The sequence below is a fragment of the Aquibaculum sediminis genome (assembly GCF_040712085.1).
Taxonomy (GTDB): domain Bacteria; phylum Pseudomonadota; class Alphaproteobacteria; order Kiloniellales; family DSM-21159; genus Aquibaculum; species Aquibaculum sediminis.
This window is the reverse complement of the sequence record NZ_JBFCVK010000009.1, coordinates 1-12536: the sequence shown is the minus strand read 5'-3', so window position 1 is coordinate 12536 and position 12536 is coordinate 1. Positions and strand designations below refer to the sequence as shown.

Below are 12536 nucleotides of genomic sequence, written 5' to 3'. Positions count from 1 at the left end.
CCCCTCGAGAAGGTGTGACATGAACGAGCTCGCCAAGTCCGCGTCCCCGAGCACCGAGCCCGGGGCTCCCCTTTCCGCGCCTGAAGGTGCCACGGCTGCCCTGGTGCTGGCCGACGGCAGTCTTTTCTGGGGTCAGGGATTGGGTGCAGCGCGACGCAGTGTCGGCGAGGTCTGCTTCAACACCTCCATGACCGGCTACCAGGAGATCGTAACCGACCCCTCCTATGCCGGCCAGATCATCACCTTTACCTTTCCGCATATCGGAATCGTCGGCACCAACCCCGAAGACATAGAGACCATTACCCCGGCGGCACGCGGTGTCGTCCTGCGCGCCGCTGTAACCGACCCGGCCAACTGGCGCGCGGCGCAGCATCTCGATGCCTGGCTGGCCGGACATGGCCTGCCAGGAATTTCGGGCGTGGACACCCGGGCCCTGACCCGGCGCATCCGCACACTCGGCGCCCCTCATGCAACACTGGTTCATGCACCCGACGGGCGCTTCGATATCCCGGCGCTGCGCGCGGAAGCGGCAGCCTGGCCGGGTCTGGAAGGCATGGATCTGGCCAAGGAGGTGAGCTGCGGTCAGAGCTACCGCTGGGACGAAACTGCCTGGCAGCTGGGACAGGGCTACGGCCGGCTGGAGAACCCGAAGTATCGCGTCGTTGCCGTCGACTTCGGCGCCAAGCGCAACATCCTGCGCTGCCTGGCCAATCTGGGTTGCGCGGTGACCGTGGTTCCCGCCGAAACCAGTGCCGAAGAGATCCTTCAGCATGAGCCCGATGGCGTTTTTCTCGCCAACGGACCGGGCGACCCGGCCGCCACGGGGCGCTACGCCATTCCTACCATTCAGAAGCTCCTTGAGAACAAGGCGCTGCCGATCTTCGGCATCTGCCTCGGGCATCAACTCCTCGCCCGCGCCTTGGGCGCCGAGACGGAAAAGATGCACCTGGGCCATCGCGGCGCCAACCATCCCGTGAAGGACCTGGAAACCGGCAAGGTGGAGATCACGAGCCAGAACCACGGTTTCGTGGTCAAGAGCGACTCGCTGCCGGCCGACGTGGAAGTCACCCATGTCAGCCTGTTCGATGGCTCCAACGAGGGCATCCGACTCAAGAACCGGCCGGTGTTTTCGGTCCAGTACCACCCGGAGGCCTCCCCCGGCCCTCAGGACAGCCACTACCTCTTCGAACGCTTCGTCGACAACATCGCCCGCGCCAAGGCAGGCTGAGCCCCCTACTTGGCACGCGGGTGCGCCTGGACGTAAACAGCCGACAAGCGCGACATGTCCACTGCGGTATAGCGCTGGGTGGTGGATAGCGAAGCGTGACCAAGCAGATCCTGCACTGCGCGCAGGTCTCCCCCACCCGACAAGAGGTGCGTGGCGAAGGAATGACGCAGGGCGTGCGGCGTGGCGCCCTCAGGCAGTCCCAGCAGGCCGCGCAAATGCTGGACCCGTGACTGAATGGCGCGCGCCCGCAAGGGACCGCCCCGTACGGCACGGAACAGGGCTTCCTGCCCGCGCAGTTCGAAGGGACAGGCCGCTCGGTAGTCGTCAATCGCCTCGATAACCAGGGGCAGCAGCGGCACCTGGCGCTGCCTGCGCCCCTTGCCGGTGACCACAAGAACCTCCTGCCCGGCCGCGGGCGCGTCGGCCACTGACAGCGACAGGGCCTCGCCAATGCGCAAGCCGCAGCCGTAGAGCAGCAGCAGCACCGCGCCGTCCCGCTTGGCAATCCACGGGCGGTGGTCGAGTTCACCCACGCTTTCCACGGCCATCCGGGCGTCCTCAGGACTGAGGGCGCGGGGAAGGGCTGCAGGCTTCTTGGGCGTGCGAACCAGGGCGATTGCGGCATTCTCGAAGTGGTGATGCCGCGCGGCCCAGGCGAAGAAAGTGCGGATTGCAGAGAGCGCACGCGCCGTCGAACTGGCGCTCAGACCCTTGGCAGCGCGTTTGGCCAGCCAGGCCCGGAAATCACCCAGCTTCAGATCGCGCAGCAGCTTTCCCGTGGGCAAATCACCCTGGTGTTCGGCGACAAAGGCCAGGAAACCGGAAAGGTCGCGGATGTAGGCGTCCAGGGTATGGGGCGACAGGCGTCTTTCGCTGTCGAGCCAAGCCAACCAGGCGGCGATGACGGCCTGCAGGTTCTCGTCGGCCTGGAAGCCGACTACTCTGGCAGTTCCAGCCATGCCCGGATCAGGTGTTCGAGGCAGCGCGCCAGGAACTGCAGCAGCTCGGTGCCCTGCCCTTCCGCAAAGTGCTCCGGGTCGCGCGCGCCCAGCGCCAGGATCGCCGGCGGCGTTGCCGCGCTGACCTCGATGCGCAACAGCGCATCCGAAGCGACCAGGCCTGCTGCCGACCCGAAGATCGCGGGGTCTCCCTCGATGTGGCTGCGCAAGCCGGCGGGGCTATTTGGACCCAGCAACTGGGCCACACTCCCCGGCTGCAGGCTGCGCACTCCGTGCAGGCGCACCGGCGGCGACCCGTCGTCGCTACGTTCGACGCAGAGATAAACGGCATCCACATCGAGCAGCAGCGGCAGGTCGGTGCCGATGGTCTCCATGAGGTGCTCGAAGGAGCGCGCTGCCAGCAGCACCTGCACCGCATCGTGGATCCGGCCCTGGATGACGGCGTTGATGCGGCCGTTGGCGATCAATTCGTCGCAAAGGCTGCGCAGGCGCTCCGCCTCCTGCCGCCAGCGCACCACCATGGCCTGCTGCAGATCCACCACCCCGCGGCCCGCATCGACGAGATCGCCACGGGCCGGCGGGGCCAGCACATCGAGCAACTCCGGATGCTCCGCCAGGAACTCCGGATGGCGACGCAGGTAGCCGGCCACCAGATCGGCATTCAGCGCGGTCGGCCGAGCGGCATCGGCGACCGCGTCTTCGATCTTGGCGTCTGGGGCTGCGTCGCGCTGTTTGCTCATGCCAGCTACAGTATGCTCTGTCCGGTCTTGGCCCAATCGGCCAGGAAAGCCTCGAGGCCGCGATCGGTCAGCGGGTGCTTGAAGAGCGCGCGCAGCACGGCCGGCGGCAAAGTGGCCACGTCGGCGCCAATCTTCGCGGCCTGGACCACATGGTTCGGCCCGCGCACGGAGGCAACCAGCACCTCGGTCGAGTACTCGGGATAGTTGGCGTAGATCTGTACGATATCGGCGATCAGATCCATGCCGTCCGTGCCGATGTCGTCGAGCCGGCCCACGAAGGGGGAGATGAAGGTCGCACCCGCCTTGGCGGCCAGCAGTGCCTGCGCGGCAGAGAAGCACAGGGTCACATTCACCTGAACGCCCTCGTCGGCCAGCGCCTTGCAGGTCTTCAGTCCATCGGGGGTCAGCGGCACCTTGACGCAGACATTGTCCGCCAGCGCGGCCAGCTTCCGGCCCTCAGCCAGCATGGTCGCATGATCGGTCGCGGTGACCTCTGCCGAAACCGGACCCGCGACAATACCGCAAATCTCTTCGACCACTTCCAGGAAGGAACGGCCGGTCTTGGCGATGAGCGAGGGGTTGGTGGTGATGCCGTCCACCAGGCCGGTTGCCGCCAAATCCTTGATCTCGGCAACGTCGGCGGTATCGACAAAAAACTTCATGGCTGATCATGCTCCCGGGTCGGCCGTGGCTCAGTGAAGGAATTGCGCGCGGTTTAGAGCCTCCCCTCCCTCGCGTCCAGAGCATAACAGATTCGCCGCCCCTTGGCTGCGGCGGCGAACCGGCCTATCCCCTGGGCACGGGAAAGCCGGAAAGTGTCAAAGGCAGCAATGTGCAGTCATGCCCAGAGTACGGTCGGCACCAGTGAGGCCGAAATCGAGCGTGTGAGGGTACTGCTGCCCCTGCCGCTGGAGGCCATATACGACTATGCCGTTCCGGGGGGCATGGCGCTGGAGCCGGGTGAGCTCGTCGAAGTGCCGCTGGGCAACCGACTCCTGATCGGTGTCGTCTGGGATGACGCCGAGGACGCCGGCGAGCATGTGCCCACTTCGCGTTTGAAGCCGGTCCACGCCCGACTCCCTGCCGCACCCCTGCCCCAGGCCCTGCGACGCCTTATCGAGTGGGTGGCGCGCTATACCCTGGCGCCGATCGGCAATGTGCTGCGCATGGCCATTCCCGTCTCGGCCGCGCTGCGCCCTGAGCGGCCGCAGCGGGCGCTGCGCCGGGCCAGTGCCCTGCCTGAAGCCCTGCGCGAAACGCCGACGCGCAATCGGGTGCTCGCCGTGGCGGCCGATGGCCTGGCGCGCACGGCCAGCGATCTGGCACGCGAGGCGGGCGTGGGAGCGAGCGTGGTCAAGGGCCTGGCCGATGCGGGCGCGCTGGAGTGGGTGGAACTGCCGGTGCATCTGGCGTTGGCGGCACCTGACCCAGAGCAGGAGGGCTATGCCCTGGGTCCGGTACAGCAGGTGGCAGCGGATCAGTTGCGCGGCCGAATCGGCCAAGGCTTCACCGCCACCCTGCTCGACGGCGTCACCGGGTCCGGCAAGACGGAGGTTTACTTCGAAGCGGTTGCCGAGGCGCTCAGGGCCGGGCAGCAGGTCCTCGTGCTGCAGCCGGAGATCGCGCTCTCCTCCCAGTGGCTGGCGCGCTTCGAGGCCCGCTTCGGCACACGCCCGGCTGAATGGCACAGCGAACTGACTCCGGCCCAGCGGCGCCTCACCTGGCGCGCGGTGGCCGACGGCAGCGCCCGGGTCGTGGTCGGTGCCCGCTCGGCGCTCTTCCTGCCCTTCACCGAACTCGGCCTGATCGTGGTCGATGAGGAGCACGATCCCGCCTATAAGCAGGAGGAAGGCGTGATCTACCAGGCACGCGACATGGCCGTCCTGCGCGCCTCTCTGGAACACATTCCCATCGTTCTGGCCTCGGCCACCCCGTCTCTCGAAAGCGTGATGAACGTCAAGGTGGGCAAGTATGAGGCGGTACACCTGCCGTTGCGCCATGGAAGCGCCGAGTTGCCCAAGGTCGGGACGGTGGATCTGCGCCGCGACGCACCGCCGCGCCTGCCCAATGGTGCCAGGGGATGGCTGTCCCAGACCTTGCGCGACCGCGTCCAGGCAACGCTTGAGGCCGGCGAGCAGGCGCTGCTTTTCCTGAACCGGCGCGGCTATGCCCCCCTTACGCTGTGCCGCGCCTGCGGCCATCGCCTGCAGTGCCCGAACTGCACCACCTGGCTGGTCGAGCATCGCCTGACCGGTCGTCTGCAGTGCCACCACTGCGGCCACGCCAGCCGCCTGCCCAGCCACTGCCCCGCCTGCGAAGCGGAGGACAGCCTGGCGGCCTGCGGTCCCGGGGTGGAGCGGCTCGATGAAGAGGTGGCGTTGCTCTTTCCCGAAGCGCGGCGGCTGTTGCTCTCCAGCGACGTGCTCACCGGTCCGGCAGCCACCGACGAGGTGATGCGGCGCATTCGCGAGCGCGAAGTAGACCTCGTGGTCGGAACCCAGATCGTCGCCAAGGGACACCACTTTCCCTGGCTGACCCTGGTCGGCGTGGTCGATGCCGACCTCGGCCTTGCCGGCGGCGACCTGCGCGCTGGCGAGCGCAGTTTTCAGTTGCTGCATCAGGTCTCGGGCCGGGCCGGCCGGGCCGAGCGTCCGGGTCAGGTGCTGCTCCAGACCTACGAGCCGGAACATCCGGTGATCCATGCGCTGGTGGCCGGCGACCGCGATGCCTTCCTGGAACGCGAGGCAGCCGCGCGCCGTCAAGGCAGCCTGCCGCCCTTCACCCGGCTGGCCGCTCTGATCCTTTCTGCGCCTGATCCCAACATCGTCGATACCGCGGCCAGTACACTGGCCCGCAGCGCGCCGCGCGCAGAGGGCCTGCAGGTGCTGGGACCCGCCCCGGCCCCGCTTGCCGTACTGCGCGGCCGTCACCGCCGGCGCTTCCTGATCAAGGCACGCCGCGACCTGCCGCTTCAGACCCTGCTCAAGGAGTGGGTCGGGCCCGTGCCACTGCGCGGCGGGCTTCGCATACAGGTCGATATCGACCCCTATTCCTTCCTGTAGGCGTTCACTCCTCGGAAGCCCTTAACCGCTTTGCGCGGGCGATTTGCTGTTCCCGGTGCAGGATGTAGATGCCGGAGCCGACGATCACCGCAGCACCGGTCCAGACCCAGGCATCCGGCAGCTCGCTCCAGACCAGCCAACCGATGAGCAGGCCCCAGAGCAACGCCGTGTACTCGAAGGGCGCGATCACCGCCGCGGGCGCCGAGCGATAGGCCACGGTCATGCAGTACATGGAAACGCTGCCGACCATCCCCATCATCACCAACAGCGCGAAATCGAGCAGCGGCGGCGTGCGCCAGGCAAAGGGCAGGAAGGCGGCGGAGAAGATGCAGCCCACCAGGGTGCCCCAGAAGATGATCGAGGCGTTGGAATCCTCCCGCGAAAGGCGCCGGGTGAGGATCATCGCCAGGGCGTAGCCGAAGGCCGTGGCGGTGGGCAACAGGGCCTCCCAGCGAAAGACCTCGGCGCCTGGCCGCAGCATGACCAGCATGCCGACAAAGCCCACGCCCACCGCAGCCCAACGGCGTGGTCCGACCTTCTCCCCAAGCAGAGGAATGGACAGGAGGGAAACGAAGAGCGGCGCCAGAAAGGCCAGCGCAATGGCGTCGGCCAGAGGCAGGAAGCGAAGCCCCCAGAAGAAGGTGTAGATCGCAAGCAGTATGGCAAAGCCGCGCAGCAGGTGCAGTTTCCACTGCCGCGTCCTGAGACTGCTGAAACCGCCGGACGCCCAGGTCACCACCAGGATGGGCGGCAAGGCGAAGAGATTGCGGAAGAAGACGATCTGGCTGATCGGATAGCCTTCCCCCAACCACTTCGCAGTGGCATCCATCATGGTCATCAACAGCATGCCGAGCAGCATGGCCGCGATGCCAAGGAGCAGATTGTCCCTGTTGCCGGAAGGCATGGCCGACGATCCTAATGGCGAAGCGGCATCCTTGGCCCACCACCGCCCGTCTGGCAAGGCAGGGTTGGCTAGCGGGAACGCTGCTCTGCCAAGAGGCGCATGCAGCCGCTTTCGATCAGGTTCAGCACCGTCTCAAATCCGTCGCCGTCGCCATAGTAGGGATCGGGTACGTCGCGCTCGAGGAATCGCCGCAACTTGGCTCGATGGTGGGGCGGGCAGTGACGCTCCAGGATGCGCAAATGCCCTTGATCCATGGCCAGCAGCAGATCAAAGGCCTCGTAGTCACTTTCGAGCAGCTTCCGGGCGCGCAGTCCGGAGAGGTCGTAGCCGCGGTGTGCCGCCGCCTGCACGGCGCGCGGATCGGGCGGTTCGCCCTGGTGGTAACCATGCGTACCGGCCGAGTCGATCACTAAGCCGGTCAAGCCGGCCTGCTCCACCTGACGGCGCAAGACACCTTCCGCGGTGGGTGAGCGGCAGATGTTGCCGGTGCATACGAACAAAATGCGCATTCACCCTGGCTCCCGAGCTTCCTGCTTCCTAGCTTAACCGCATGGAGAGGGATGAAACATGAATGATGCGCGTCGCAACAAGTCTTCCGGCAGTCGGATCGTCGTGCTGACCGGCGCCGGCATCTCGCAGGAATCGGGCCTGTCCACCTTCCGGGACGCCGATGGGATCTGGAGCCAAGTGCGTCTGGAGGACGTGGCGACGCCCGAAGCCTTCGATCGCGACCCGGCGCGCGTGCATGCTTTCTACAATGCGCGGCGGGCAGGCCTGCTGTCCGGAGAGATCATCCCCAATGCTGCCCACACGGACCTGGCGCGTCTCGAGCAGGAATGGCCCGGCGAGGTCCTGCTGGTGACCCAGAACATCGACAATCTCCATGAACGCGCCGGCAGCCAGAATCTCTTGCACATGCACGGCGAACTGCTGAAAGCGCGCTGTCGTGACTGTGATGGGGTGCAGGACTGGCCGCAAGACATGGACCTGAGCAGCGCCTGTTCGCAGTGCCAGAGCGTCGGCAGTCTGCGGGTCGATGTGGTCTGGTTCGGCGAGATGCCCTATCACATGCCGGACATTCTGGCTGCGCTGGTGGAGTGCGACCTCTTCCTGTCCATCGGCACCTCGGGCGCGGTCTATCCGGCGGCCGGCTTTGTCGAGGAAGTCCGCCACCAGGGACGTGGCCACACGGTCGAGCTCAACCTGGAGCCCAGCGAAGGTTCCAGACTGTTCCATGAAGCGCATCAGGGTCGGGCCACAGAGCTTGTCCCGCGCTATGTGGAACGCCTCCTGGCAGACGGACTGCCGTGAGCCTCGACGCACTGATTTGCGAGGCGCGGGCCTGCCGGCGCTGTGCCGACTCCCTGCCCCTGGGCCCGCGGCCAGTGATCCGGGCCGCGCCCGGCGCACGCGTCTTGATCGTCGGGCAGGCACCGGGAACGCGCGTGCATGAGACCGGTGTGCCCTTCAACGACCCGTCCGGCGACCGCCTGCGTGCGTGGCTGGGGGTGGAGCGCGCCACCTTCTATGACGAGAACCGCATTGCCATCGTGCCCATGGGACTGTGCTATCCCGGTCGCGATCCGCGGGGCGGGGACCGACCGCCGGTGAAGAACTGCGCGCCGCTCTGGCACCCGCGCCTGCGCCCGCTCCTGCCCCGCCTGGAACTGACGCTTTTGGTCGGCAGCTACGCCCAGGCCTACTACCTCGGCAAGGACAAGCGCGGCAGCCTGACCGAAACGGTCCGTGCCTGGCGCGACTATCTGCCCGCCTTCCTGCCGCTGCCGCATCCAAGCTGGCGAAATACGGCCTGGCTCAAGCGCAACCCCTGGTTTGAGACCGATTTGCTCCCAGTGCTGCGCCGCCGGGTCGGGGCGCTGCTCTGATAGCAGCCGCGCCTCAGCGTTCCAGCCAGCTCGCGACCCCCTTGGCGGCTGCCAGGCCGGTGGCGAAGCAGGCCTGGAGCAGATAGCCGCCGGTGGACGCTTCCCAATCCAGCATCTCACCCGCCACGAAGGTGCCCGGCAGGCGTTTGAGCATGTAGTCCGGCCCGAGTTCGCTCCAGGCGATCCCGCCAGCACTGGAGATCGCGCGCTCCAGGCCCTGCGCTGCAGCAAGCGTGAGGGGGAGGCTTTTAATACGGGCCGCCAGCGCACCTGCCTCACGCGGCACATCGGTGCCCTCGCGCAGCAAGCCGGCTGCCACGCCCGTGAGCCCGGCGCCCTTGCGCAGACGGTTGGCGAGCGAAGCTGCTTCCCCCACCCGCAACAGCCGGTCGCGCAGCGCGGCCTCGGACAGATTGGGACGCAGGTCCAGGCGGAGGACCGCCTGCCCTTCACCCGCGATGGCATCGCGCAGAACAGCCGATAGGGCATAGATTGCTCCGCCCTCCAGGCCATAGCTGGTCACCACGAACTCGCCACGCAGCCTCCGTCCCTGGAAGCTGAGCGCCACATTCTTGACCGGAGTGCCGGCAAAGCGATTGCGGAAGTGATCGCTCCAATCCACGGTAAAGCCGCAGTTGGCCGGGCGAAAAGGCCGGACCTCGATGTTGCGGGTGCGCAGGAGCTCAACCCAGTCACCTCGCGCTCCCAAGCGCGGCCAACTGGCCCCGCCCAGGGCCAAGAGGACGGCATCCGTGGCAAACGTCGCCTCGCTCCCGTCTTCCTGTCGAAAGAGCAGTCGACCGTCAGAGTCCCAGCCCCGCCACTCCTGGCGCAGGCGCATTTCCACTCCCTCATCGCGCAGGCGCGCGAGCCAGGCGCGCAGCAGCGGCGATGCCTTCATGGCCTTAGGGAAGACGCGGCCGCTGGAGCCGACAAAGGTCTCCTGGCCAAGCGCCTCGGCCCAGTTCCTCGAAGCCTCTGGCGGAAAGGCCTCGATCGCCGGCTTGAGTGGCGTTTGCGCTTCGCCATAGCGTGACAGAAAAGCGGGGAGCGGTTCGCTATGGGTCAGGTTGAGGCCGCCGCGCCCGGCCATCAGCAATCGCCGGGCCGCCGAGGGCATGCGCTCGAAGACCGTGACGGCGAAGCCACGCGCTGACAGATACTCCGCGGCCATCAGACCGGCTGGACCGGCGCCGATGATCGAAACCTGGGATTTGCTCTCCTGCGTCATGCGCGGCTTGTCGGGCTTGTCAGCCGATGGCGCAAGCCCTTGCCGAGCAGCGCGGTCGATGTGGTCAAGCTATCGCTGTGGTGGCGGGTGCACCACGGGTTCCAGATCGGCCATGACCGTGCGGGCCTCGTAGATGGGCCCGAGATCAGCCGGCGGGGACCCATGATACATGCGCACGAGGGCAGAGGTGCTGTAGCGCGTTTCCTGCCCGCCACCCATGGACATGCCCATGCCGACACCCATGTGCGAGCGCCCGCCGTAATAGCCACCCCAATAGGGCTGCCAGGCCCAGCCCGGCCCCCACATGGGGCTCGGCCAGCTCTCGTAGTAGCGCAGGGTGTTGGAATCGGTTTGCCGCTCCAGCAGCAGGAAGTGATCGTAACCCTCGCCCAGCGTCAGTTCCGAGGCGCGGTAGAGCAGGTAGTCCTCCACTCGTTCGCGCGAGGTAAGTGCGTTGCCGGTCACCACGATGCGGAAACGATCCTCCGCGACCTGCTGCTCGCTGTAGCCCTGTGCACCAGGACGACTGGCAGGCTGGTAGGGTGTGGGGCCGGCGCCGGCACAAGCGGCAACGAGCAACGTCAGGCCGGCCAGGCAGATTAGGGTCAAGGCACGCATTGCATTCATCCCGGTCTTGATCCGGATCATATAGGAAGCCCAGGCTCCAATCTAAGGTTCCGGGCGTAACACAGTTGGGAGAGACAGGGCTTGCCGATCACTCTGGCCTTTCATGGAGCCGCCGGGGCCGTGACCGGCTCCTGCTTTCACATGGTGCACGACGGCGGCAACTTCCTGGTGGATTGCGGGCTGTTCCAGGGCACCAAGACGATCAAGGCGCTGAACTACGGCGACTTCCCCTTCGATCCGGCAAAGCTCGATTTCGTGCTGCTCACCCATGCGCACGCGGACCATTCCGGCCTCCTGCCCAAGCTGGTGGCCCGTGGATTCCGAGGACCGATCTACACGACGCCCGGCACCGCCGACCTCCTGACCTATACGCTCCCGGATTCGGCGCAGGTGCAGGAAAGCGAGGTGGAGCGGCTCAACCGGCGCAACCGGCAGCGCGACCAGGAGGAAGTGACGCCGATCTACACGGCGGAAGACGCGGCCGAAACGCTGAAACTGCTGAAACCCGTCACCTACGGTAAGTGGATCGAGCCGGCAGCCGGTGTGGAAGCGCGCTTCTGGAATGCCGGTCACATTCTGGGGTCCGCTTCCATTGAGCTCCAGCTGCTCAACGATGGCGAGCCACGGCTGTTGCGGCTGCTCTTCTCCGGCGACATCGGGCCGGAGCACAAGCTGTTTCACAGCGATCCGGAGGCGCCGAGCAATCTCGACTACCTGATCTGCGAGTCGACCTACGGCGACCGTCCGCGCCCGCGCTTGACGGCCGAGGAACGGCGCGAGCGGCTGCGCAAGGAGGTGACGACCGCGCTGGACCGAGGCGGCAACCTGCTGATCCCGGCCTTCGCGATCGAACGCACTCAGGAGCTACTGGCGGATCTCTGCACGCTCTTCGTGTCGGGTGCCCTGCCCAAGGTGCCGCTGTTTCTCGACTCGCCGCTTGCGATTCGCGCGACCGAGGTGTTTCGGCATCACGCCCGCGAGTTGGAGAACATGCCGAAGGGCATCGATCCCTTCCGACTGCCCAACTTCCGCTTCACCCTGCGCGTCGAGGAAAGCAAGGCAATCGACCGCTTTCGCGGTGGTGCGATCATCATGGCCGGCAGCGGCATGTGCGACGCCGGCCGCATCCGCTACCACCTGAAAGCGCATCTCTGGCGCCCGGACAGCACGGTGCTGATCACCGGCTATCAGGCAACCGGCACGATGGGCAGCCTGCTGCTCCAGGGCCGCGATTCCGTGCGCATTCATGGGGAAGAAGTGGCGGTACGGGCCAAGATCAGAAATCTCGAGGGCTACAGTGGCCATGCCGATGCCGAGGAACTGACGCAATGGATCACGCAGCGCCTGCCCTTGCGCGGCGGGGTCTTCCTCGTTCACGGTGAGGAAGAGGGTCGCGATGGCCTGAGAGAGCGACTGCTTGCCCAGGGCATCGACGAGGAGAGGATTCTCCTGCCCCAGCTCGATGACGACTATGACCTCTCGGATGGCGCGCGCCCCTTGCAGGCGCCGACACATCCGCGCTTGCCCCGGGAAAGCCTGGCCAGACTCAGCCGGGAAGACTGGCACAACGATTACGCGCAGCTGACGCTCGACATCAAACACGCCCTCGATCAGGCCGCCGATGCCAAGCGCCGAGGCGTGCTGCTGCGCCGCCTGCGCCGGGCCCTGGAGGAATAGCCGGACTAGACCGGATCGCATTTAATCTGAACCATCCCAGGTTCAGATTAAATGCGTGAATCCGGTCTACATCAAAGAGATAGAGCCGATTCACGTCACTGTTCGGGTCGCTTCGCGAATCCGATCAGAGACGATCGGCTTGTCTTATGAAGATGGCGGTTCATCGGTAGAAGATGAACCATCGCCGGTGCCTGACCCGCACCGGCGATGGCGGGGGACGGA

The 12536-nt window shown here is 66.4% G+C and carries 12 protein-coding genes; 5 read left to right on the top strand and 7 right to left on the bottom strand.

What is annotated here, in order from left to right:
- The first annotated feature begins 19 nt into the window (after positions 1–19).
- Positions 20–1228, top strand: coding sequence for a glutamine-hydrolyzing carbamoyl-phosphate synthase small subunit (gene carA / locus ABZ720_RS14265; protein WP_366556203.1), 1209 nt, complete (start codon positions 20–22; stop codon positions 1226–1228).
- Between the two features lie 5 nt (positions 1229–1233).
- Here the strand turns inward: carA and ABZ720_RS14260 are convergent, their stop codons facing one another.
- The 3 genes from ABZ720_RS14260 to fsa are packed head-to-tail and all read right to left on the bottom strand — an operon-like array spanning position 1234 to position 3589.
- Positions 1234–2187, bottom strand: a complete 954-nt coding sequence (locus ABZ720_RS14260) for a tyrosine recombinase XerC (RefSeq protein WP_366556202.1) — start codon at positions 2185–2187, stop codon at positions 1234–1236.
- Positions 2166–2927, bottom strand: a complete 762-nt coding sequence (locus ABZ720_RS14255; protein ID WP_366556201.1) for a DUF484 family protein — start codon at positions 2925–2927, stop codon at positions 2166–2168. Before ABZ720_RS14255 ends, ABZ720_RS14260 begins: the two co-directional genes overlap by 22 nt.
- Before the next feature lie 5 nt (positions 2928–2932).
- Positions 2933–3589 (bottom strand): fructose-6-phosphate aldolase, encoded by a 657-nt coding sequence (gene fsa / locus ABZ720_RS14250; protein WP_366556200.1) that lies wholly within the window; start codon positions 3587–3589, stop codon positions 2933–2935.
- A gap of 153 nt (positions 3590–3742) precedes the next feature.
- Between fsa and ABZ720_RS14245 the strand changes: the two genes are divergently transcribed.
- Positions 3743–5989 (top strand): primosomal protein N', encoded by a 2247-nt coding sequence (locus ABZ720_RS14245; RefSeq protein ID WP_366556199.1) that lies wholly within the window; start codon positions 3743–3745, stop codon positions 5987–5989.
- A gap of 4 nt (positions 5990–5993) precedes the next feature.
- On the opposite strand, the gene ABZ720_RS14240 is transcribed toward ABZ720_RS14245, so the two are convergent.
- Together ABZ720_RS14240 and ABZ720_RS14235 are read right to left on the bottom strand one after the other, a co-directional pair.
- Positions 5994–6893: a DMT family transporter gene (locus ABZ720_RS14240; RefSeq protein ID WP_366556198.1), complete on the bottom strand. Its 900-nt coding sequence runs from the start codon at positions 6891–6893 to the stop codon at positions 5994–5996.
- Between the two features lie 68 nt (positions 6894–6961).
- Positions 6962–7402, bottom strand: a complete 441-nt coding sequence (locus ABZ720_RS14235; protein WP_366556197.1) for a low molecular weight protein-tyrosine-phosphatase — start codon at positions 7400–7402, stop codon at positions 6962–6964.
- A gap of 58 nt (positions 7403–7460) precedes the next feature.
- Between ABZ720_RS14235 and ABZ720_RS14230 the strand changes: the two genes are divergently transcribed.
- Positions 7461–8204, top strand: coding sequence for an NAD-dependent deacylase (locus ABZ720_RS14230; RefSeq protein WP_366556196.1), 744 nt, complete (start codon positions 7461–7463; stop codon positions 8202–8204).
- Positions 8201–8779 carry a uracil-DNA glycosylase family protein gene (locus ABZ720_RS14225; RefSeq protein ID WP_366556195.1) on the top strand — a complete coding sequence of 193 codons (579 nt, stop codon included), beginning with the start codon at positions 8201–8203 and terminating at the stop codon, positions 8777–8779. The genes ABZ720_RS14230 and ABZ720_RS14225 overlap by 4 nt, the downstream gene beginning before the upstream one ends.
- A 13-nt stretch (positions 8780–8792) precedes the next feature.
- Here the strand turns inward: ABZ720_RS14225 and ABZ720_RS14220 are convergent, their stop codons facing one another.
- Both ABZ720_RS14220 and ABZ720_RS14215 read right to left on the bottom strand, forming a co-directional pair.
- Positions 8793–10010: a BaiN/RdsA family NAD(P)/FAD-dependent oxidoreductase gene (locus ABZ720_RS14220; RefSeq protein ID WP_366556194.1), complete on the bottom strand. Its 1218-nt coding sequence runs from the start codon at positions 10008–10010 to the stop codon at positions 8793–8795.
- Between the two features lie 69 nt (positions 10011–10079).
- On the bottom strand, positions 10080–10628 hold the full coding sequence (locus tag ABZ720_RS14215; protein WP_275822674.1) for a CC0125/CC1285 family lipoprotein: 549 nt from the start codon (positions 10626–10628) through the stop codon (positions 10080–10082).
- Positions 10629–10718: 90 nt separating this feature from the next.
- Between ABZ720_RS14215 and ABZ720_RS14210 the strand changes: the two genes are divergently transcribed.
- Entirely contained in the window at positions 10719–12314 is a 1596-nt protein-coding gene (locus tag ABZ720_RS14210; RefSeq protein ID WP_366556193.1) for an MBL fold metallo-hydrolase RNA specificity domain-containing protein, read from the top strand.
- Positions 12315–12536: the final 222 nt, after the last annotated feature.

Excerpts from the sequence above, each read along its gene's own strand:
- carA (WP_366556203.1), top strand. The coding sequence starts at position 20 with ATGAACGAGCTCGCCAAGTCCGCGTCCCCGAGCACCGAGCCCGGGGCT.
- ABZ720_RS14260 (WP_366556202.1), bottom strand. The coding sequence starts at position 2,187 with ATGGCTGGAACTGCCAGAGTAGTCGGCTTCCAGGCCGACGAGAACCTG.
- ABZ720_RS14255 (WP_366556201.1), bottom strand. The coding sequence starts at position 2,927 with ATGAGCAAACAGCGCGACGCAGCCCCAGACGCCAAGATCGAAGACGCG.
- fsa (WP_366556200.1), bottom strand. The coding sequence starts at position 3,589 with ATGAAGTTTTTTGTCGATACCGCCGACGTTGCCGAGATCAAGGATTTG.
- ABZ720_RS14240 (WP_366556198.1), bottom strand. The coding sequence starts at position 6,893 with ATGCCTTCCGGCAACAGGGACAATCTGCTCCTTGGCATCGCGGCCATG.
- ABZ720_RS14235 (WP_366556197.1), bottom strand. The coding sequence starts at position 7,402 with ATGCGCATTTTGTTCGTATGCACCGGCAACATCTGCCGCTCACCCACC.
- ABZ720_RS14230 (WP_366556196.1), top strand. The coding sequence starts at position 7,461 with ATGAATGATGCGCGTCGCAACAAGTCTTCCGGCAGTCGGATCGTCGTG.
- ABZ720_RS14220 (WP_366556194.1), bottom strand. The coding sequence starts at position 10,010 with ATGACGCAGGAGAGCAAATCCCAGGTTTCGATCATCGGCGCCGGTCCA.
- ABZ720_RS14215 (WP_275822674.1), bottom strand. The coding sequence starts at position 10,628 with ATGCGTGCCTTGACCCTAATCTGCCTGGCCGGCCTGACGTTGCTCGTT.